At 59.4% G+C, this 21,111-nt stretch carries 22 protein-coding genes; 11 read left to right on the top strand and 11 right to left on the bottom strand.

Annotated elements, in window-relative coordinates; genetic code table 11:
• Positions 1-116 precede the first annotated feature (116 nt).
• Positions 117-710, top strand: a complete 594-nt coding sequence (locus tag ACEN84_RS08770; protein WP_130282953.1) for a nitroreductase family protein — start codon at positions 117-119, stop codon at positions 708-710.
• 71 nt (positions 711-781) lie between these two features.
• On the opposite strand, the gene gyrB is transcribed toward ACEN84_RS08770, so the two are convergent.
• The 5 genes from gyrB to ACEN84_RS08745 form a co-directional block, all read right to left on the bottom strand.
• Positions 782-3,214: a DNA topoisomerase (ATP-hydrolyzing) subunit B gene (gene gyrB, locus ACEN84_RS08765; protein ID WP_413710591.1), complete on the bottom strand. Its 2,433-nt coding sequence runs from the start codon at positions 3,212-3,214 to the stop codon at positions 782-784.
• A 134-nt stretch (positions 3,215-3,348) separates the two neighbouring features.
• The gene (locus tag ACEN84_RS08760) at positions 3,349-3,729 is read right to left on the bottom strand and encodes a helix-turn-helix domain-containing protein (RefSeq protein ID WP_413710590.1); all 381 of its coding nucleotides are present in this window, start codon (positions 3,727-3,729) and stop codon (positions 3,349-3,351) included.
• Positions 3,726-4,286: a Smr/MutS family protein gene (locus tag ACEN84_RS08755; protein ID WP_413710589.1), complete on the bottom strand. Its 561-nt coding sequence runs from the start codon at positions 4,284-4,286 to the stop codon at positions 3,726-3,728. Before ACEN84_RS08755 ends, ACEN84_RS08760 begins: the two co-directional genes overlap by 4 nt.
• Complete coding sequence (locus ACEN84_RS08750) at positions 4,286-5,401, bottom strand: murein transglycosylase A (protein ID WP_413710588.1); 1,116 nt, start codon at positions 5,399-5,401, stop codon at positions 4,286-4,288. The genes ACEN84_RS08755 and ACEN84_RS08750 overlap by 1 nt, the downstream gene beginning before the upstream one ends.
• The gene (locus ACEN84_RS08745) at positions 5,394-6,098 is read right to left on the bottom strand and encodes a Tim44/TimA family putative adaptor protein (RefSeq protein WP_112718035.1); all 705 of its coding nucleotides are present in this window, start codon (positions 6,096-6,098) and stop codon (positions 5,394-5,396) included. Before ACEN84_RS08745 ends, ACEN84_RS08750 begins: the two co-directional genes overlap by 8 nt.
• Before the next feature lie 103 nt (positions 6,099-6,201).
• Between ACEN84_RS08745 and ACEN84_RS08740 the strand changes: the two genes are divergently transcribed.
• Together ACEN84_RS08740 and secB are read left to right on the top strand one after the other, a co-directional pair.
• On the top strand, positions 6,202-6,714 hold the full coding sequence (locus ACEN84_RS08740) for an FxsA family protein (RefSeq protein ID WP_413710587.1): 513 nt from the start codon (positions 6,202-6,204) through the stop codon (positions 6,712-6,714).
• An 84-nt stretch (positions 6,715-6,798) separates the two neighbouring features.
• Positions 6,799-7,275, top strand: a complete 477-nt coding sequence (secB, locus tag ACEN84_RS08735; RefSeq protein ID WP_112718039.1) for a protein-export chaperone SecB — start codon at positions 6,799-6,801, stop codon at positions 7,273-7,275.
• Between the two features lie 48 nt (positions 7,276-7,323).
• Here the strand turns inward: secB and dnaQ are convergent, their stop codons facing one another.
• Genes dnaQ through ACEN84_RS08710 form a run of 5 tightly spaced genes read right to left on the bottom strand, consistent with a single transcriptional unit; the run spans position 7,324 to position 10,945 of the window.
• Positions 7,324-8,037 (bottom strand): DNA polymerase III subunit epsilon, encoded by a 714-nt coding sequence (dnaQ, locus tag ACEN84_RS08730; RefSeq protein ID WP_112718041.1) that lies wholly within the window; start codon positions 8,035-8,037, stop codon positions 7,324-7,326.
• Entirely contained in the window at positions 8,030-8,641 is a 612-nt protein-coding gene (gene coaE / locus ACEN84_RS08725) for a dephospho-CoA kinase (protein ID WP_413710586.1), read from the bottom strand. The genes dnaQ and coaE overlap by 8 nt, the downstream gene beginning before the upstream one ends.
• Positions 8,641-9,498, bottom strand: a complete 858-nt coding sequence (locus ACEN84_RS08720) for a shikimate dehydrogenase (RefSeq protein WP_413710585.1) — start codon at positions 9,496-9,498, stop codon at positions 8,641-8,643. The genes coaE and ACEN84_RS08720 overlap by 1 nt, the downstream gene beginning before the upstream one ends.
• Complete coding sequence (locus ACEN84_RS08715; protein ID WP_413710584.1) at positions 9,491-10,090, bottom strand: Maf-like protein; 600 nt, start codon at positions 10,088-10,090, stop codon at positions 9,491-9,493. The genes ACEN84_RS08720 and ACEN84_RS08715 overlap by 8 nt, the downstream gene beginning before the upstream one ends.
• 33 nt (positions 10,091-10,123) lie before the next feature.
• Positions 10,124-10,945 carry a pyruvate, water dikinase regulatory protein gene (locus tag ACEN84_RS08710; protein WP_112718049.1) on the bottom strand — a complete coding sequence of 274 codons (822 nt, stop codon included), beginning with the start codon at positions 10,943-10,945 and terminating at the stop codon, positions 10,124-10,126.
• Between the two features lie 401 nt (positions 10,946-11,346).
• Here ACEN84_RS08710 and hemE point away from each other — a divergent pair, with 401 nt between their 5' ends.
• The 8 genes from hemE (at position 11,347) to ACEN84_RS08670 (ending at position 20,063) form a co-directional block, all read left to right on the top strand.
• Complete coding sequence (gene hemE / locus ACEN84_RS08705; protein WP_413710583.1) at positions 11,347-12,381, top strand: uroporphyrinogen decarboxylase; 1,035 nt, start codon at positions 11,347-11,349, stop codon at positions 12,379-12,381.
• Between the two features lie 2 nt (positions 12,382-12,383).
• Positions 12,384-12,920 carry a protoporphyrinogen oxidase HemJ gene (gene hemJ / locus ACEN84_RS08700; RefSeq protein WP_413710582.1) on the top strand — a complete coding sequence of 179 codons (537 nt, stop codon included), beginning with the start codon at positions 12,384-12,386 and terminating at the stop codon, positions 12,918-12,920.
• 197 nt (positions 12,921-13,117) lie between these two features.
• A complete protein-coding gene (gene rho / locus ACEN84_RS08695) occupies positions 13,118-14,383 on the top strand; it encodes a transcription termination factor Rho (protein WP_112718055.1) in 1,266 nt (421 codons plus the stop codon).
• 81 nt (positions 14,384-14,464) lie between these two features.
• Complete coding sequence (gene mnmE / locus ACEN84_RS08690; protein WP_413710581.1) at positions 14,465-15,769, top strand: tRNA uridine-5-carboxymethylaminomethyl(34) synthesis GTPase MnmE; 1,305 nt, start codon at positions 14,465-14,467, stop codon at positions 15,767-15,769.
• A 74-nt stretch (positions 15,770-15,843) separates the two neighbouring features.
• Positions 15,844-17,703: a tRNA uridine-5-carboxymethylaminomethyl(34) synthesis enzyme MnmG gene (mnmG, locus tag ACEN84_RS08685; protein WP_413710580.1), complete on the top strand. Its 1,860-nt coding sequence runs from the start codon at positions 15,844-15,846 to the stop codon at positions 17,701-17,703.
• Between the two features lie 22 nt (positions 17,704-17,725).
• On the top strand, positions 17,726-18,343 hold the full coding sequence (gene rsmG, locus ACEN84_RS08680) for a 16S rRNA (guanine(527)-N(7))-methyltransferase RsmG (protein WP_413710579.1): 618 nt from the start codon (positions 17,726-17,728) through the stop codon (positions 18,341-18,343).
• A 19-nt stretch (positions 18,344-18,362) separates the two neighbouring features.
• Complete coding sequence (locus ACEN84_RS08675; RefSeq protein ID WP_130282976.1) at positions 18,363-19,157, top strand: ParA family protein; 795 nt, start codon at positions 18,363-18,365, stop codon at positions 19,155-19,157.
• A 21-nt stretch (positions 19,158-19,178) separates the two neighbouring features.
• Positions 19,179-20,063: a ParB/RepB/Spo0J family partition protein gene (locus ACEN84_RS08670; protein ID WP_413710578.1), complete on the top strand. Its 885-nt coding sequence runs from the start codon at positions 19,179-19,181 to the stop codon at positions 20,061-20,063.
• Here the strand turns inward: ACEN84_RS08670 and holA are convergent, their stop codons facing one another.
• Positions 20,064-21,101, bottom strand: a complete 1,038-nt coding sequence (gene holA, locus ACEN84_RS08665; RefSeq protein ID WP_413710577.1) for a DNA polymerase III subunit delta — start codon at positions 21,099-21,101, stop codon at positions 20,064-20,066. It abuts the gene before it with no gap.
• Positions 21,102-21,111: the final 10 nt, after the last annotated feature.

Below are 21,111 nucleotides of genomic sequence, written 5' to 3'. Positions count from 1 at the left end.
CGTGGGAGGCCCAGAATTTTGAAACAGACTGTGCACGCTTCGCTCGGTCTCGCGCTTGCCAAAGGGTGGAGGCCGGAAATATGACGGTAGGCGACAATGGACAGGAGCCCCCACCCATGACCACAAGCAACAGCCGCGAATCCCAATTTCCGATCGATGCCATGTTTCTCGACCGCTGGTCGCCGCGCGCCTTCACCGGCGAAGTCATCAGCGAAGAGCAGCTTCTGACCATCCTCGACGCCGCCCATTGGGCGCCCTCCTCCGCCAACCAGCAGCCCTGGCGCTTCATCTACGCGCTGAAGGGCTCCGAGCATTTCGAGACGCTGCTTGGTTTGCTGGTCGAGGCCAATCAGGAATGGGCGAAGAATGCTTCGGCGCTGCTCTTCGTCGTCTCCCGCGGCTTCAGCGGCGAGTTCTCCGAGGGCAAAAAGAGCTACACGCATTCCTTCGATGCAGGGACGGCCTGGGGTTACTTCGCCCTGCAGGCGCGGCTTTCAGGCTTCTATGCGCATGGCATGGGCGGCATCAAACACGACGAGATCATGAAGACTTTCGAGATCCCGGAAGGCTACCGCGTCGAAGCCGGCATCGCATTCGGCCGTCTGGCGGACAAGAGCGTGCTTTCCGAACGCAACCAGGCGCGTGAATTCCCGAGCCAGCGCAAGCCGCTCTCGGAAGTCGCCTTCAACGGCAAGTTCATCGCCGACTAAACCATTGTCGTAGAAAAAGAAAAAAGGCCGCGCAGCTGTCGTTACGCGGCCTTTTCCTTGTTCAAATTCGATCAGATATCGAGGTTTGCGACGCTCAGCGCGTTGTCCTGGATGAACTCGCGGCGCGGCTCGACCTCATCGCCCATCAGACGAGCGAACAGGCCATCGGCATCGGTCGCATCGGCGACCTTGACCTGCAGCAGCGAACGGACGTTTGGATCGAGCGTCGTTTCCCAGAGCTGTTCGGCATTCATTTCGCCAAGGCCCTTGTAGCGCTGCATCGTCAGGCCCTTGCGGCCGCTGGCGAAAATCGCGTCCAGAAGAGCGCGCGGGCCGGCAATCTCGGTATCGCCATCGCGGCGCGAGAGCTTCGGCGGAACGTCGTAGATTTCCTTGAGGCGTGACGAGATTTGATCGATGTGGCGCGCGTCCTGCGAACCTATCAGCGCCATGTCGAGGATAACGACTTCCTTGACGCCGCGGACCATGCGCTCGAGACGGAGACCGCCTTCGCTCGTCAAGCCGCCTTCCCAGCCGCGTTCGGTTTCTTCGGCGATAATATCGAGACGTTTGGCAACGTCGGACGCCAGCTGCTCGGCGCGAGCGCGATCGCTGACGGCCTCGGCATTCAGCGCACCGGCAATCGCCGCCTGTTCGACGACCGCGCGGTTGTAGCGGGAATGCAGACCGTCGATCAGCGTGCGAAGGCGCAGCGCGTCGGAGATGACTTCGCGCATATCCTGGCCGACGCGAACTTCACCGCTGGCAAGCCTCAGGGCCGCATCTTCGAGGCCTTGACCGATCAGGTATTCTTCGAGAGCGCCTTCGTTCTTGACGTACTGCACCGACTTGCCGCGTGCCACCTTATAGAGCGGCGGCTGGGCGATGTAGAGATGACCGCGCTCGATCAACTCCGGCATCTGGCGGAAGAAGAAGGTCAGCAGCAGCGTACGAATATGGGCGCCGTCGACGTCAGCGTCCGTCATGATGATGATCTTGTGGTAGCGCAGCTTTTCGGCGTTGAACTCGTCCTTGCCGATGCCGGTGCCGAGCGCGGTGATCAGCGTGCCGATTTCCGCAGAAGACAGCATCTTGTCGAAGCGGGCACGCTCGACGTTCAGGATCTTACCTCGCAGCGGCAGGATCGCCTGGTTTTCACGCGAACGGCCCTGTTTTGCCGAACCGCCTGCCGAGTCACCCTCGACGAGGAAGACTTCGGACTTGGACGGGTCGCGCTCGGAGCAGTCGGCGAGCTTGCCGGGCAGCGAAGCGATGTCGAGAGCGCCCTTGCGGCGGGTCAGTTCGCGTGCCTTGCGGGCAGCTTCGCGAGCGGCAGCGGCTTCGACAACCTTGCCGACGAGAATCTTGGATTCAGCCGGATGCTCTTCGAGCCAGATGCTGAGCGCCTCGTTCGAGAGGTTTTCGACAACCGGACGGACTTCCGACGAAACGAGCTTGTCCTTCGTCTGCGACGAGAACTTCGGATCCGGCACCTTTACCGAGAGAACGGCGGTCAAACCTTCGCGGCAGTCGTCGCCGGTCAGCGCAACCTTTTCCTTCTTCAGGATGCCGGAGCTATCGGCATAGCCGGTGACCTGGCGAGTGAGCGCCGCGCGGAAGCCGGCAAGATGGGTGCCGCCGTCGCGCTGCGGGATGTTGTTGGTGAAGCAGAGGACATTCTCGTGGTAGCTGTCGTTCCACCACATTGCCACTTCCACCGTGATGCCATCCTTCTCGTTGCGGAAGAAGATCGGCTTTTCGATCAGCGGCTTCTTGGCGCGGTCGAGATAATGCACGAAGGCTTCGAGACCGCCGTCATAGAGCAGCTCTTCCTGCTTGACGTCGGAATGGCGCTTGTCGGTGAGAATGATGCGCACACCCGAATTGAGGAAGGCCAGCTCGCGCAGGCGATGTTCCAGCGTCGGATAATCGTATTCGGTCTTGGTGAAGGTCTCGGGGCTTGCAAGGAAGGTCACCTCGGTGCCCGTCTCGTCCCCCGCATCACCGGTCACGGCAAGCGGCGCCTCGGCCACGCCATGGGTGAAGCTCATCTCGTGGATCTTGCCCTTCTGGCGGATCTTGAGCTTGAGCTTGACCGACAGCGCGTTGACGACCGAAACGCCGACGCCGTGCAGACCGCCGGAGACCTTGTAGGAATTCTGGTCGAACTTACCGCCGGCATGGAGCTGGGTCATGATGACTTCGGCCGCCGAAACGCCTTCGTCATGCATGCCGGTCGGGATGCCGCGGCCGTTGTCGGTGACCGTGACCGATCCGTCGGGATTGAGCGTGACGGTGACGAGGTCGGCATGACCGGCCAGCGCTTCGTCGATCGCGTTGTCGACGACTTCGTAGACCATGTGATGCAGGCCGGAGCCGTCGTCGGTATCGCCGATATACATGCCGGGGCGCTTGCGGACGGCATCGAGGCCCTTCAGGACCTTGATGGAGTCTGCGCCATACTCGGCGGTAACGCCGTTTTCCGTCGCGGGTGTATCGGTCATACTGTCTTTGAATTTCCCTGTTGTAACAGCTGCAATGACCCTTGCGAATCACTGGTGTTTTTCATTCCGGAATATAGGGTTTTTGCACGCCATTCCCAATGCCGGAGCCCTGAAATCAGGCATAAAGCAGGGGATTATGACGCTTTTCCGTCCGCTTTTTTGCCTTTTTCAAGCAGGGCTGTGAGCTCCGCCAAAACAGTCGCGTCAAGGCTGCGGATTTGGCCTGCCAGGCGGTTGGCAAAAGCCGTGTATTCGGGCGGCAAACCCGCGGTATCGATGACCACGCGCGGGTCTGACGAGCGGGCAAGCAGGAAGAGCTCCTCGGCTTCATCCCAGATGATGTTGAAATATCCGGCGATCCGCTGCAGCAGATCAAATGTCGGCAGCCCGCGCTTTCCATGCTCGAGCGCCGATAGATAGGCCGGCGAGACATTCAGCGCCGCTGCCATCTGCTTCTGCGAGACGCCCTTGCGCACCCGCAATTTGCGCACCGCTTCTCCGAACGGCGTCGTCATGAGCGCTCTCCGCGCCGGGCGAGACGAATATAAAGCGCGCCCTCGCCGCCATGATGCTGCGCGGCAGTCTCGTAGGACGAGATCAAATAGCGGAATTCCGGCTTCGAGAACCAGAACGGCACCGCCCTCTTCAGCGCGCCTTCGCTGCCGAGCGAACTGCCCTTGCCAGTGATGACGAGCACATGGCGCATGCCGCGTTCGTGCGCACGGATCAGGAAGTCGAGAAGGATGACATGCGCCTCGCTCTGGACGAGGCCGTGGAGATCGATGCGGGCCTCCAGCGCAAGGCGTCCCTTGGCGATCTTGCGCTTGACCGGGCGCTCCAGCGGATGATGGACGCCGGAGGTTTTCTTTGCGGCCGGTGTCGGCGGCGCCTGTTCGGCAACCGGCGCGGCTTTGCGCTGCTGCTCGGCCTTTTCAATCTCAGCTTCGGCAGCGGCTAGGAAAGCGTCGAGCTCCGTCAGTTCCTCCGCCTTGCCCGACATCGGCCGGGTGCTCTTGGCCACCCTGCCCCAGAGAATACGTTCGTCGGTGCTGAGCTTGCGATCCTTGGCCATCAGAGAAATCTCTCCGCGGCGTCGTTGGGGATCAGGATGACGAAGTCCGCATCGTTGCGCACCGTTCCAGCCTGTTCGCCGGCTTCATCGCCCGAGCCGGTGAAGATGTCGCCGCGGGCCGGGCCGACGATTGCCGAGCCGGTGTCGAGCGCCAGCATCAGCCGAGCGAAGGGCTTTCCGTCATCGAGATGGGTGAGGCTTTCCGAGCGGATGAAGAAGGGAAAGCCGAACGTATGGATCAGCCGGTCGACGGCCAATGAGCGGCCGGCAAGCAGCGGCACCTTTGCAGCGGCGATCGGTCCGGCTTCGATCCCCTCCACCTCGGCTTCCCGGAAGAAAATGTAGGAGCGATTATGCCAGAGGACTTCATCCACCTGCTCCGGATGGGCATTGAGCCAGGCGCGGATCGACTGCATGGAAATCCGGCTGCGATCGATTTCGCCGCGCTCAATCAAAAGCTTGCCGACAGCGGAGAATGGATGGCCGGCCTTGGCGGCATAGGTGATGCGGCCGATAGTGCCATCGGGATAGCGCAGGCGCGCGGCACCCTGGACGTGGACGAAGAAGACATCGACCTTGGATTTGGCCCAGGCGATCTCAAGGCCGCGTCCATCGAGAAAACCTTCATCGATCATCTGCCGGTCGGGATAGGCGCTGATCCTGCCATCCGCCAGGCGGCCAAACGCATAATAGGGATCGATATCGGCGGGACGATTGCTGTCGTCGAGATCGATCAGATCCTCCGGGCGGCGATAGAAGGGAAAGCGGTAGACTTCATCCGGCACCGCTGAAACCGCGATCTCAGGCTCATAGAAGGCGGTGACGAAACCGGGTTTGCCATCGCTCTTGCGGATCAGAAATGGCTGGCAGTTTTCTTCGAAGAAACGGCGCGCCGAAGCGGCGTCCGAGATATCGGCCGTTCGTGCCTTATCGAGAAGCGCGGAGAGATCCGCCGCGGTCAGCCCAAGCGATCCCGTGCGGTAGGGCTTGACAGCGATATGTTTGCGGCAGGCGTCCATGACTTCAAAAAGGCTGGAAGGATCATCATCCTTCCAGCCCTTCAATTCATCGAAGCTGATGGGGTGCAGCGTAAAATCTGCCTGACCGTCACTCATGTTCCGATTCGGTTGCCACAAGTTTCCAGTTCGGATCGCGCGAACGCGTGTCGCGGGCGAAGGTCCAGAGGTCGTTGACCTCAGCGACGTTCTCGGCATCGCCTTCGATCAGCTTGTCGTCCTTGTCGTAGGTCGCCGAAATCAGCTGGCTGATGATGCGGATCGTGATCTGTGCCTCGCTGCCCTTCACTTCCGCATGGGTGATTTCCGCCTTGTCGATGCCGACAAAGGTGGATTTCACCTTCTCGCCCTTGGCTTCGCGATCGGCGATCGCTGCATCGAAGCCATCATAGACTTCGCGCGAAAGCAGGTTCTTCAGCGATTTCCGGTCCCCATCGGCATAGGCCATGACGATCATCTCGTAGGCCATCTTTGCGCCGTTCAGGAATTCCTTCGGCGTGAAAGAAGGATCCGCCTTGTTAAGCTCGCGAAGCGATTCGTTGAGCGCAGTTCCGGCCGGAGCGAAGGCGTCGATAGCCGCGAAGCGATCTTCCTCCTCGCCATTGCTGTCGCGGCGCGGCAGCGTCACCACCTTGCCGGCATCTGCCGGTTCGGGGCCGGCCGCATCGCGCGGCGTATAGAGATCACGTGGCGGCTTCTCGTTTCCGGTGCGGCGGCCAAGGACGCTGCGCAGCTGAAAAAAGATCAGAACTGCCGCTACCAGGAAAAATAACGTGATGAAGTCGTTTGAACTCATATTGTCCCGCGATTGCCGTTAACATCCCAAATTTGTACTCCCATATAGTCCGCATAGACAGATGATTCAAATAGGAGCCCGTCAGGTTGCGGGTGGAGAGACGATGCGATTGACAATGCTTCCCGGTTTCATGCTGCTTTTGCCGCTGGCAGAGATCGCAGGCTTCGTGATTGTCGGGCGCGCGATCGGTGTTCTGGCGACCTTGGGGCTGGTGGTTCTCGGCGTCGTCATCGGCATGGCGATCCTGCGCTGGCAGGGCCTGGGCATCCTGCAGAAAATGTCGGCAGAGGGGCAGTCCGGCGTGGTTCCCGGCCGTGAACTGTTGAAGCCTGCAATGCTTGTGATTGCCGGCCTGCTGTTCATGATCCCCGGTTTCATCTCGGATATCCTGGCGATCCTGATCTGTATTCCCGCCGTTCGCGATCTCGCATGGAAGTATGTGAGCCGCAGGTTCGTGGTCGTCGGCGGCCGCAATGGCTTTACCGCATCCGCGGGTCCTGACTTCCGCAATCGCAATCCATCCGCTGGCGGCAAGGTCGTCGACCTCGACGAAGACGATTTCAAGCGCGAGCCGAACCAGAACTCGCCGTGGTCCGGCAAGCGGCTCGGCGACTGAAAGCGACCTTCGCCCAGGGTTGTAAGCGTTTCCTCGAAATGGTAGATGGCGGCACGATCAAAATGCCCTTTCGAGGAAAACCCAATGGCTGATGAAAACAACGGCGCCGGCGCAGTAAGCCCGAGCCTCACCATTCTCGCTCAGTACACGAAGGATCTTTCCTTCGAAAACCCGGGCGCGCCGCGTTCGCTGCAGGCCCGCGAGACCGCGCCGGCGATCAATATCAGCGTCAACGTCAATGCCAACCCGCTGTCCGACACCGACTTCGACGTCGTTCTCTCGCTGAACGCCGAAGCCAAGGATGGCGACAAGACGGTATTCCACACCGAGCTCGTCTATGGCGGCGTTTTCCGCATCGCCGGCTTCCCGCAGGAACACATGCTGCCGGTTCTCTTCATCGAGTGCCCGCGCATGCTCTTCCCGTTTGCCCGCCAGATCATCGCTGACGTGACGCGCAACGGCGGCTTCCCGCCGCTGATGATCGACCCGATCGATTTCGCGCAGATGTTTGCTCAGCGCGTTGCCGAAGAGCAGACCCGCGCCAAGGTTCAGACGAACTGATCACATTTTGCTGATTGAATGAAAATGCCCGGTCAAAGCCGGGCATTTTTAGTTTGGCCGATCGTATTTCGACCAGATGCCCTTGGTGCCGAGCTTGGCAATCAGCGCATCATGCGCTTCGGCTTCCGCAGTGTTGAGGCGCGGCGCCAGCGGGCGCGGCCTTTCGAGAACGGCCAGGATTACGTCATCTGCTTCGTCTGCATCATTTGCCGAACCGGCCGATGCGGCGACGCCGAGACCGAGCGCCGTCTGGCGCCCACCGATCATCTCGATATAGACCTCGGCCAGCAGTTCGGAGTCGAGAAGCGCGCCGTGCTTGGTGCGGTGCGAGTTGTCGATGCCGTAGCGGCGGCAGAGCGCGTCGAGCGAGTTCGGCCCCATCGGATGCTTTCGCCGTGCAAGCGACAATGTATCGACGACACGCTCCGGCAGGATCGGCGGCATGCTGAGGCGGGCGAGCTCGGCATTGATGAAGCCCATGTCGAAGGTCGCGTTATGGGCGATCCACTTGGCGTCACCGAAAAACTCGATGATCTCCTCGACAACGTCGGCGAAGGGTTTTTTGTCCTTCAGGAACTCGTCGGTAATGCCGTGGACGGCGAGTGCATCCGGGTGAACCTTCTGGTCGCCGGGATTGATATAGATATGGAGCGTCCGGCCGGTCGGGAAATGATTGTTGAGTTCGATGCCGCCGATTTCGATGATGCGGTCCAGACGGTTGTCGAGGCCGGTGGTTTCCGTATCGAAGATGATCTCACGCATTCCGGAAGTCTCCCTTGCCGATCCTGTCTTTGATATCGGCAATGATCTCGTTCACTCTCGCCTTTGCCGCTTCGATGCCGTGACCGGTATCGATGATGTAATCGGCGCGCGCGCGCTTTTCGGCGTCTGGCATCTGCCGCGAGAGAATCATATTGAATTTTTCGTCCGTCATGCCGGGGCGCGCAAGCACCCTCGCCTTCTGAATCTGTGGATCGCAGCTGACGACGACGGTTAAATCGACGCGCGTGTTGCCACTGGTCTCGAAGAGTAGGGGGATATCGAGGAGCACCATGCTGACGCCGGCCGCCCGATGTTTTTCCAGGAACATCGTTTCCCGCTGGTGCACGAGCGGATGGACGATGGCCTCAAGCGCCTGGAAGCCATCCGGCCGCGCTGACAGAAGCCGAGTAAGTTCTGCCCGATCGACCGCGCCGTTCTTGGTGCTTCCCGGAAACTCCGCTTCGACGGCGGGCGCGGCTTCGCCCGCATAGAGATCATGCACGACAGCATCCGCATCGTTCACGGGAATGCCGGCTTCGGCAAAGAGCTTTGCCGTCGTCGACTTTCCCATGCCGATGGAACCCGTCAGCCCGATCTTCAGCATCAATGCTTTTCCATATCAGCGATGATCAGGGCGCGAAGCGCTTCATCGACAACGGGCGTCTTGCCGAACCACTTGGTAAAACCGGGCACAGCCTGATGCAGAAGCATGCCGAGACCGTCGACCGTCGCAAAGCCCTGCTCTTCTGCCTGGATCAGCATCGGCGTGCGCAACGGAACATAGACGATGTCAGTGACGACAGCGCCTGATGCCAGCGGCGAGAAATCCATCTGCGGTGCCGCCTCGCCGTCCATGCCGAGCGACGTCGTATTGATGAAGAGGCCGGCGCCCTTCATGACTTCGCCGAGTGCATCGGTCGGGTGCGCATGGATCGCCGGGCCGAAGCGACCAGCCAGTTCCTGCGCGCGGCTAATGGTGCGGTTGACGACATGGATGTTTTTCAGACCGCGGTCGCGGATCGCCTGGATGACCGCGCGGCTGGCGCCGCCGGCGCCGAAGATAACCGCCGTGTCCGTCTGATCCCAACCGGGATGACGCTCGTCGAGATTGGCTGTGAAGCCGCGGCCATCGGTATTGGTGGCGTGCAGCTTGCCTTCCTCCATCCAGAGCGTGTTCGAAGCGCCAAGTTCTTCCGACAGCGCATCCGGCCGGTCCGCCAGCTGAAAGGCAAGTTCCTTGTGCGGGATCGTGACATTGCCGCCGATGAAACCGGAGCTGCCATCCTTGATGCCGGCGATGAAGGCGCCGAACTGTTCCGGCGCGACCTCATGGGCGCGGTAGCTACCAGCCAACCCGAGGCTTTTCAGCCAGTGGCCATGGATCAGCGGCGAGCGCGAATGCTTGACCGGAAAGCCGGTGACGAACGCGTTTTGACCAAATGTTTCACGTGAATCATCCATTAATGGCACCCAATTCCCTCAATTTGGCGAGCAGCGGCAACAGCGGAAGGCCGATGATCGTGAAGTAATCGCCGTCGATCTTCTCGAAAAGCTGGATTCCCTCGCCTTCCAGCTGATAGGCGCCGACGCTCGACATGGCCTTGTTTCCGACCCGCTGAAGATGTTGATCAATAAATTCTGCGCTCAACGAGCGCATCGTCAGCGACGCATGGGCGACATGATCCCACAGCAACTCGCCATCGCGGCATAGAGCTATCGCGCTGTTCAGCCGATGCGTTTTGCCGCTGAGTTCCGTCAGGTGATTGGCGGCATCCACCATATCCTTCGGCTTGTGAAACACTTTCTCGCCCAGCGACATGGTCTGGTCAGACCCGATGACCAGGGCGCCGGGAAAGCGGCCGCTGACCTCCTTCGCCTTGGCGCGGGCGAGAACGAGCGCCACTTCATCCGGCGAAGCACCGTTTTTCTCCAGCGGCGCTTCGATCGCCCGTTCGTCGATTTCGGCGGCATGCGCCTCGAAGGTCAGGCCAGCATTCTGCATCAGCATGCGGCGGAAGGGGCTGGATGAAGCGAGGATCAGCGTCGGTGTCATCGGGTTCCCTGAGAATTCACAGATCGGATGCGATTAGCGCAGCTTCGGGCGAAGGGCAACGATCGCCGCCGCCGTCTCTTCGATCGAGCGGCGCGTGACATCGATGATCGGCCAGTTGTGCTTGGCGCAAAGCGAGCGGGCATATTTCAGCTCCTCGGAGATGGCGGCCCTGTCGATATACTCGCCCCGATCGAAACCGGGTGTGGCACCGAGCACTCTATTCTCGCGAACCTGGGAGATGCGATCGGTCGTCGCGATCAAACAGACGATCAGCGGCTTGGTCGCCGAGAAGACGGCTTCCGGCAATGGCACGCCGTAGACGATCGGAATGTTTGCGGTCTTGATGCCACGATTGGCGAGATAGATGCTGGTCGGGGTTTTCGACGTGCGGCTGATGCCGACAATAACGACATCGGCGTCATTATAATCATCCGGCATCTGCCCGTCGTCATGATCCATGGTGAAGTTCAGCGCTTCGATACGCGCGAAATATCCGGCATTCATCACATGCTGCGCGCCGACACGACGGCGCGACGGCGCACCGAGATAAATCTGGAACGCGGCCATCACGGGCTCGAGAACATTGACCGAGGCGACACCCATTTCGGCGCAACGCTCGTCGATCAGCGTCGCGAGCTCGCGGTCGACAATCGTATAGAGGACGATGCCGGGCTCGTGGTCGATGGCATCGAGAACTGGCAGCAGCTGCTTGCGATTTCGGATGAGCGGATAGACGTGCTCGATCGGCTGGGCTGATTTGAACTGCGCAGAAGCCGCGCGTCCGGCCGAGATGAGAGTCTCTCCTGTTGAGTCAGATATGAGATGCAGATGGAAGAAGTTAGTCCGGTTCTCCACGTTATTTTCCGCCACCTGTTGATAAGACTGGATGACCAAGAGCTAAGGGAGCCGCGGGGTTCGAGGCAAGGGAAAACGTGCCTGCTTATCCACATTCGGAATTTTCCGGACAGCGAAAGGGCCGGCTTGTGGAGGATGTGGATGATGAAGAGAAGCCAGACTCTCTTCCACTGGTTGTCCACAGACGGACGATAAAGCGGAAGCATTAACGCGATTGGATTCGTTTCGAGATTCCGTTTGGTCCACAGGTTATAGCCCAAATGGCTGATTTCTTTCCGCGCCGCGCGGGCAAACGCGACAAATCGCATCGATCGTGGATGGATTTTAATCCTTGATAGACACCGACTCTAAGAAATAGAAACCTTTTAAAATATCTTTGATTTTAGATAGGGAAGAAGCGCTTGAGCGAAACGCGCCGGAAAATCATGAGAGTTCTCGACGGTGAAACTCTCTCCCCTCCTCCGATCTGGCTTATGAGACAGGCAGGACGATATCTGCCGGAGTACAGGCAAACGCGCCAGAAGGCCGGAAGTTTCCTCGACCTCTGTTATTCTCCTGACCATGCCGTAGAAGTGACGCTGCAACCGATCCGCCGTTATGGCTTCGACGCAGCGATCCTGTTCTCGGATATCCTGGTCATTCCCGACGCGATGAAGCGCAACGTGCGTTTCACGGAAGGCCATGGTCCTGAGATGGATCCGATCGACGAGGCCGGGATTGCCAATCTCAATGACGAGGAGATCGTCCCGTATCTCAAGCCAGTGCTGGAGACGGTTTCGAGGCTGCGGGCTGAGCTACCCTCGGAAACGACACTGCTCGGCTTCTGTGGCGCTCCCTGGACCGTTGCGACCTATATGATCGCTGGGAAGGGTACGCCGGATCAGGCACCCGCCCGCCTGTTCGCGTACAAGCATCCGAAAGCCTTCGAGCGGCTGTTGATGCTGCTTGCCGATGTTTCGGCCGATTATCTCGTGGCGCAGATCGATGCCGGCGCCGATGCGGTGCAGATTTTCGATTCCTGGGCGGGTGTTCTCGGTGAGAAGGAATTTGCTGCCTATGCCGTGAAGCCTGTCGCGCGCATGATCGCTTCGATCCGTGCACAGCGTCCGCGGGCCAAGATCATCGCTTTCGCCAAGGGCGCCGGCTATCTCCTGAAGGACTACCGACAGAAGACCGGGGCGGACGCGATCGGCCTCGATTGGTCGGTGCCGCTGGAATTTGCGCGTGAGCTGCAGAGGGATGGCGCCGTTCAGGGCAATCTTGATCCGATGCGCGTTGTCGCCGGTGGCCGGGCGCTGGAGGAAGGCATCGACGAAATCCTCGAGAAGCTCGGCAATGGGCCGCTGATCTTCAATCTCGGTCACGGCATCACGCCGCAGGCGGATCCAGAGAATGTGCGGCTGCTGGTCGAGCGGGTGCGCGGATCGCGAGGTTGAGCATGGAAAAGCAGACTGGAGCCCGGCCCGGAGCCTATGCACGTCGGCGCGCGCATTTCGCCCTCGCCTTCTTTGCCGTTCTGGCTGTCGGGCTTTTTGCCTGGAACCCCGAGAACCTCTATCTCTGGATCAAGGCGCTGCACATCATTGCGGTCATCTCCTGGATGGCCGGCCTTTTCTACATGCCGCGGCTTTTCATCTACCACACGGATGCAGAGCCCGGTTCCGAGCAGTCGGAAACCTTCAAGGTGATGGAGAGCAGGCTTCTGAAGATCATCATGAACCCGGCGATGATGCTGACCTGGATCTTCGGGCTTTATCTCGCCTGGTCCGTCTATGGCTTCCAGGGCGGCTGGCTGCATGCCAAGATCGGGCTTGTGGTGCTGCTGACGGCTGTTCACATGTTCTTCGGCCGGGCCGTTCGCGACTTTGCGGCGGATCGCAACCGGCGCTCGGCGCGCTACTGGCGGTTCATGAATGAAGCCCCGACGCTGCTGATGATCCTGATCGTCATTCTGGTTGTCGTGAAGCCTTTTTGAGGTCTGGCGGAAGCCGAGGTTAAATTTGCTTCATTTTAAGCAGCCCCCTTGCGGCGCCTTATCTTAGTCGCTATTTTCCGCGCATCTCATCTTCGTGGCATGTGTTTTGAGTTCAGTCGTCTGCGAGCCCTTTCGCAACACCGAATACGACCCGACATAGCCTTCCCCCTTTTGAAATACAGAGTAATGGTCACTTCATGGCTGAAATGAAGCTTCAGGAACTTAAGAGTAAATCCCCGACCGATCTTCTGGCGTTTGCCGAATCGCTCGAGGTCGAAAATGCAAGCACAATGCGCAAACAGGAATTGATGTTTGCGATCCTGAAGGTTCTCGCCAGCCAGGACGTCGAGATCATCGGCGAAGGCGTCGTCGAAGTGCTGCAGGACGGTTTTGGCTTCCTGCGCTCCGCCAACGCAAACTACCTGCCGGGTCCTGACGATATCTATATCTCCCCGTCGCAGATTCGCCGCTTCTCGCTGAAGACAGGCGATACCGTCGAAGGTCCGATCCGCGGACCGAAGGAAGGCGAGCGCTACTTCGCGCTACTCAAGGTCAACACGATCAATTTCGACGATCCGGAAAAGATCCGTCACAAGGTTCACTTCGACAACCTGACGCCGCTTTATCCGAACGAGCGCTTCCGTATGGAGCTCGATATTCCGACCTCGAAGGATCTGTCTTCGCGCGTCATCGATCTCGTCGCCCCGCTCGGCAAGGGCCAGCGCGGTCTGATCGTTGCTCCGCCGCGTACCGGTAAGACGGTTCTCTTGCAGAACATCGCGCATTCGATCACTGCAAACCATCCGGAATGCTACCTGATTGTTCTCCTGATCGATGAGCGTCCGGAAGAAGTGACGGACATGCAGCGCTCGGTGCGTGGCGAAGTCATCTCGTCCACCTTCGATGAGCCAGCCGTTCGCCACGTCCAGGTCGCTGAAATGGTCATCGAGAAGGCCAAGCGCCTCGTCGAACATGGTCGCGATGTCGTCATCCTGCTCGACTCCATCACCCGCCTCGGCCGCGCCTACAACACGGTTGTTCCTTCCTCTGGTAAGGTTCTGACCGGTGGTGTCGACGCTAACGCCCTGCAGCGCCCGAAGCGCTTCTTCGGTGCCGCCCGTAACATCGAAGAAGGCGGCTCGCTGACAATTATCGCAACGGCGCTGATCGATACCGGCAGCCGTATGGACGAAGTCATTTTCGAAGAGTTCAAGGGTACCGGCAACTCGGAAATCGTCCTCGACCGCAAGGTTGCCGACAAGCGTATCTTCCCGGCGATGGATATCCTCAAGTCCGGTACGCGTAAGGAAGATCTGCTGGTGCCGCGCCAGGATCTCCAGAAGATCTTCGTGCTCCGCCGGATCCTGGCGCCGATGGGCACGACCGATGCAATCGAGTTCCTCATCGACAAGCTGAAGCAGACGAAGAACAACCCTGACTTCTTCGACTCGATGAACACCTAATCCGTTAGCCGGATTCATCCATAGAAGCCGGTCGCATCTAGCGGCCGGCTTTGCTATTTTGGGAGCCGGAGAGAGCAAGCGATGACGCGACAAACGATCTATGCCCTGTCGAGTGGCGGCCTTCCCTCGGGCGTCGCTGTCGTTCGCATCAGCGGTCCGGCGACGGCTGCAGCGCTTCAGCATCTGATCGGCACCCTCCCCTCTCCGAGGCAGGCCAGCCTGCGAACGATTCGAAACCGGAACGGTGACCCGATCGATTCGGGTCTGATCCTATTCTTCCCGAGCCCCGCATCGTTCACCGGTGAAGACTGCGCCGAACTGCAGATTCATGGCGGCCGCGCCGTTGTTCAAAGCCTGCTTCAGTGCCTGAGCGAAATTCCCGGGCTGCGTCTTGCCGTAGAAGGTGAGTTCTCGCGCCGGGCATTCGAGAACGGCAAGCTTGATCTCGTTGAGATCGAAGGCTTGGCCGATCTGATTGCTGCCGAGACCGAGATGCAGCGGCGCCTGGCCGTAGAGCACAGCTCAGGACACCTTTCCAAGCTATACGATTCGTGGGCGGAACGATTGACGCGTTGCCGCGCGCTGATTGAGGCGGAACTGGACTTTGCTGACGAGGACGATGTTCCCGGCTCGGTTTCGGATCAGGTATGGGCAGAGGTCAACCGCCTAAAGTCCGAGATATCTGCGCATCTTGCAAATGCAGATGCCGGCGAGATCATCCGAGATGGTTTCAAGGTCGTCATCGCCGGCGCGCCGAATGCCGGCAAGTCGTCGCTGATGAATGCCCTCGCCCAGCGCGATGTGGCGATTGTTACCGACATAGCCGGCACCACTCGTGATGTGCTCCAGGTCGATCTCGATATCGGTGGCTTTCTGGTGAAGCTTTACGATACGGCTGGACTTCGCGAGACAGAGGAACGCGTCGAGCGTGAGGGTATCCGCCGCGCCGAAAACCTTGTTGCCCAGGCGGACTTGGTGCTGTATTTGCATGACCAATCGTCTGGCCTGAGTGCGGAGCATGCTGTTAGCGGCGATGCGCGTGTCAATATCGGGACAAAGGCGGATCTTGCTGTTGCCTCGGATGCGTTTGATCTGTCGATATCGGTGCAGACGGGCGAAGGTCTGGACGAGCTCAGGCTGCTGATCGGCGATCGGATCGCCCGCACGGTGCGGCCCGAGAGCTTGGCTTTGCCGAGCCGGCTGAGACATAAAGATTCGCTTGCGGAATGTTTGCGAGCCATCGGGATTGCCCTGTCCGCGGGCGAGCTTGACCTCAGAGCCGAAGAGCTGCGGGTCGCGGCGAATGCACTTGGCAGGATTACCGGCCGGGTCGATGTAGAGAATCTCCTTGACGTGATCTTCTCCGAGTTCTGCATCGGTAAATGATTCACGTGAAACACTGGATGGCCGCAAGCGCGTGAATTTCACGTGAAACGCGGCGAGTATCGGATGCTCAGAGCATGAAGTACGATGTCATCATCATTGGCGGTGGCCATGCAGGCACGGAAGCGGCAAGCGCTGCTGCCCGTCTCGGCGCCAAGACCGCGCTTGTAACCCATCGCCGGGATACGATCGGCGTGATGTCTTGCAATCCCGCGATCGGCGGGCTTGGGAAGGGACATCTGGTTCGCGAGGTTGATGCGCTCGATGGCCTTATGGGCCGTGTTGCAGACGCCGGCGGCATTCAGTTCCGCATGCTCAATCGCAAGAAGGGCCCGGCGGTCCGCGGCCCACGGACGCAGGCGGACCGCAAGCTCTATCGCGAGGCTATGCTGCGCGAGATCGAAGCGATCGAGAACCTCGATATCATTGAAGGCGATGCCTTTGATCTCAGGGTTGAGGATGGCGTTGTTGCCGGCGTCATCATGAAAGATAGCCGGATTCTGGAATGCCGCGCTGTTGTCCTGACGACGGGCACATTTCTTCGCGGCCTTATCCATATCGGCGATAAAAAGATCCCAGCTGGACGCGTTGGTGAGGAACCCTCTGTCGGCCTGTCTGGTACCCTGCTGCGGCTCGGCATCAAGCTTGGCCGCCTGAAGACCGGCACGCCGGCTCGGCTTGATGGACGCACGATTGACTGGTCTTCCGTCGGCCGGCAGGCCGCCGATGATGAGCTGATCCCCTTCTCGTTCATGACAGACCGCATTACCAATGCGCAGGTCGAATGCGGCGTGACGCGGACCACCTCTGCGACGCACAAGATCATCGCCGATAATCTCAACCGCTCCGCAATGTATTCCGGCCAGATCGAAGGCGTGGGGCCGCGCTATTGCCCGTCGATCGAGGATAAGATCGTCAAGTTCGGTGAGCGCGACGGCCACCAGATCTTCCTCGAGCCTGAAGGCCTCGATGATCATACGATCTATCCGAACGGCATTTCCACCTCCCTCCCCGCCGAGGTGCAGGAAGAGTTCATCCGGACAATCCCCGGTCTTGAAGCGGTGTCGATCCTGCAGCCGGGCTATGCGATAGAGTACGATCACGTCGATCCGCGCGAGCTCACACCATCGCTGGAGCTCAAGCGTTTATCGGGGCTGTTTCTTGCCGGTCAGATCAATGGAACGACCGGTTATGAGGAAGCCGCGGCGCAGGGCCTCGTCGCAGGCCTCAATGCAGCGCGCGTTGCAGGTGGTTCCGATCCTTTTGTCCTCAGCCGGACGAACTCCTACATTGGCGTGATGATCGACGATCTAACATCGCGTGGCGTCGCCGAGCCCTATCGGATGTTCACCTCCCGAGCGGAATACCGGCTATCGCTTCGTGCCGACAATGCCGATGTGCGACTTACGCCGATCGGGTTGGAGATTGGCTGCGTGAGCAGCGGACGCGCGCAGCGGTTCGCGGCTTATAACGAGCAACTCGATGCGGCGCGCGCGATGCTTCAATCTCTGGAGACCACGCCGAACGAAGCGCGACGTGCCGGCCTTATGATCAATCTCGATGGGCAGCGCCGAACGGCGTATGAGCTTCTTTCCTATCCAGACTTCAGCTTAGCGGATATCGCGAGGATTTGGCCAGACATTGCCAGGCTTGATGCAAAGATCGGTGAGGCGATGGATATCGAGGCATCGTATGCAGTGTATATGAAGCGGCAAGCTATTGATATTGCTGATATAAAACGCGATGAAGACCGTCTCATTCCCGCGGATTTTGACTATTCGCAGCTCTCGGGTCTTTCGAATGAGTTGAAACAGAAGCTGCAACGTGCGGAGCCGTACAGCATTGCGCAAGCCGCGAAGATTGACGGTATGACACCGGCGGCTATATCGCTATTGCTCGTCCATCTGCGGCGCGCTGACATGGCACGCGCCATCTAGTACACGCGAAAAGAGTCCTTGAATGAAGCTGAACGGTCAAAGTGTTTCACGTGAAACACAGGCGCGACTAGAGCATTTTCTGCAACTTTTCCAGAAGTGGGCCAAGACCATCAATCTGGTGGCGCCCTCCACACTCTCCGATGCATGGGACCGCCACATCGTCGATAGTGCTCAGATCTACCAGCTGAGCCCCGGCGCGAAGACCTGGGTGGATCTGGGTAGCGGTGGCGGCTTTCCGGGTGTCATTACCGCTATCCTGATGGCTGAGCAGGCCAATGGGTGGGTGCATCTTGTCGAAAGCAACAACAAGAAGGCCTCGTTTCTGCGGCTTGCGCTACGCGAGACCAATGCGCGCGGCTCTGTCCATGCTGTCAGAATCGAGGATGTCTACAAGGAAGTGCCTGACAGTGATGCCATTTCGGGCCGTGCGCTAGCCGATCTGGACAAGCTGCTAGAATTCTCAAAGCCATGGATGGACCGAAATGAAAAATGCCAGGCTTTCTTCCATAAAGGCCGGGATTACCGATCCGAGATCAAGAAAGCGCATGGTCGCTGGCAATTCGATCTGGTAGAACATACGAGTGTCGTCGAGAGAGATTCCGTTATTCTCGAAATCTCCAAACTCCGGCACTTGGTTTAACGATTTTGGATCATCGATGATGGCTGGCGAGCGAAACCGGATTATCACCATAGCAAATCAGAAGGGCGGCGTCGGCAAAACGACGACGGCCATCAATCTGGCGACTGCGCTTGCCGCGATCGGTGAGCGTGTTCTGATCGTCGATCTTGATCCGCAGGGTAACGCCAGCACAGGACTTGGTATCGATCGCAAGGATCGCCGGGTCTCGTCCTACGACCTGCTGGTCGGTGAAGCCAGCGTTCGGGAAACCGCACAGCAGACTGCCGTGCCTAATCTTTTCATCGTGCCGTCGACCATGGATCTGCTCGGGATCGAGATGGAGATCGCGCAACAGTCCGACCGCGTCTTCAAGCTGAAGAAGGCTCTCGCGAGCGAGGAAGCCTTTGAGTTCTCGTACATCATCCTGGACTGCCCGCCGTCGTTCAACCTGCTGACGATGAACGCGATGGCCGCTGCTCACTCGGTTCTTGTGCCGCTGCAGTGCGAATTCTTCGCGCTTGAAGGTCTCAGCCAGTTGCTCGAAACCGTCGATCAGGTTCGCCGGACGGTCAATCCGAGGTTGGATATCCAGGGTATCGTGCTGACAATGTTTGATGCCCGAAACAATCTGGCGCAGCAGGTGGTCAACGACGTCAGGACGCATCTCGGCGAGAAGGTCTACCATACATTGATTCCGAGAAATGTTCGCGTTTCTGAAGCGCCCTCCTACGGCAAGCCCGCCATCCTCTACGATCTGAAGTGCGCCGGCAGTCAGGCCTATCTGCAGCTGGCGTCGGAAGTGATCCAGCGCGAACGCCAGCGCCTCGCAGCTTGAATTGTAAAGTGAGTTGAGACCATGAACGACGATGTTTCGAAGAGGCGCCTTGGGCGCGGACTTGCTGCGCTGATCGGCGAGATGGATCAGCCGGTTCCAGTAGAGGGCGAGAAACCCAGCGTGAGCGCCGATCGCCAGGTGCCGATCGAATTCGTGAGCCGCAATCCGCGCAACCCGCGCCGCTTCTTCGATGACACCGAGCTGCATGATCTCGCGAGCTCGATCCGCCAGCATGGCATCGTTCAGCCGATCGTCGTTCGCACGATCGGCGAAGGCCGCTTTGAGATCATCGCCGGTGAAAGGCGCTGGCGTGCGGCTCAGCTTGCCGGCCTGATCGAGATCCCGGTTCTGGTTCGTGATGTCGACGACAAGACGGCGCTGGAGATCGCTATTGTCGAGAACGTCCAGCGTTCCGATCTCAATCCGCTTGAAGAGGCGCTGGGCTACGAGCAGCTGATCGCCGAGTATGGGTATACGCAGAACGATCTCGGCGAGATCATTGGTAAGAGCCGCAGCCATGTTGCGAATTCGCTTCGCCTGTTGAAGCTTCCCGATCAGGTTCGCGATCTCCTTGCTGCTGGCAGCCTTTCGGCAGGCCATGCGCGCGCCCTGGTGTCGACTTCGGATCCGGCGATGCTGGCGAAGACGATTGTCGCCAAGGGTATGTCGGTGCGCGATGCCGAGCGCCTGGCGCAGAACGATATCAAGGCGCAGTCGGAGCCCAAAAGTTCCGGCCCACGACTGGATCAGAAAGATTCGGATACGCTGGCGCTGGAACGCACGCTGTCCGACACGCTTGGCCTCGACGTGACGATCAATCACAAGGCCAGTGGCGGGCAGATCAAGATCGCCTATAAGTCATTGGAACAATTGGAAGAAATCTGCCGGCTTCTGGAACGCCGCTGATCAGCCCTTGCGGCCGGATTGCAGCGTCGTCGATAGTAGGGTCTGGAGGGCGATGCTGTCTTCCAGGCTCTGACGTTTGCGCGTCTGCAGGATCGCTGCGTGCAGGCGGTTCGTTTCGCGGGCGATAGCTTCCGCCGACCACGTTCTCAATGCCTGCTCGATGATCGGCTTGCGTCTGAAATGCAGGTGGCGGCCGAGGGTCTGCATCACTTGCCCGGCCTGCAGCCGCTTCTCATCCATTTCCGCCCGCATCGTATCCAGAAGCTGGAACTGCTTCAGACATGCCTGGATGACGAGGAAGATTGCAGTCTTCGAGGCAGTGATCTTCTGCATGGCATGCAGAAATGTCGTCGTGTTGCCGCTCAGGATCGCGTCAACGGCATCATCGACCGAGATGGCGCTCGCGTCGCCGATGATCTCATCGACGTGGTGCTCTTCGATCGTGTCCATTCCGCGGCAATAAAGTGCGAGCTTGCGCACCTCGTTGCGTGACGCGATACGGTCGCCGCCGATCAGCTCGACCAGTGCCTGGCGTGCCGCGGGGGTGATGCGCAATCCTTCCGCAGCCAGTTCGTTGTCAATCAGCGCGTTCAGGGCGCGCGCGTCGTCAGCATAGCATGGGATAACCGCGACCGTACGGGCGCCTTCCACCACCTTGCGCAGAAGCGAACCCTTCTTGAGGTCGCCGGCTTCGACGATAACCGATGTTCCCTCGGGGGGCTTGGCGGCGAGCAACTGAAGCGCATCTACGAGATACTTCTCATTAGCGGCGCCTCTGATCCAGATCAGTTTTTCGCCGCCAAACAGGCCGATCGAGCCTGCCTCGTCCATCAACCGTCCGGGATCTTTCTGGAGGTCGCCGATATCGAGCTTGATCAGCGAAAAGGGATCGTCGAGCGCGACGCCGCTTTTGGCGGCGATCTGTGAGGCGCGCTCGGAAACCAGGCCCCGGTCGGGACCATATATCACAAACAGGCTGTAGGCGGCGGCGGAGCGCTGAAGGAAGCCTTCGAACTCATGCGACTTGATTTCCGCCACAGCCCTGCCC

The organism is Rhizobium sp. Rhizsp82, from assembly GCF_047325115.1.
In the GTDB taxonomy this organism is placed as follows: Bacteria; Pseudomonadota; Alphaproteobacteria; order Rhizobiales; family Rhizobiaceae; genus Rhizobium.
This window is presented reverse-complemented; position numbering and strand designations above follow the sequence as displayed.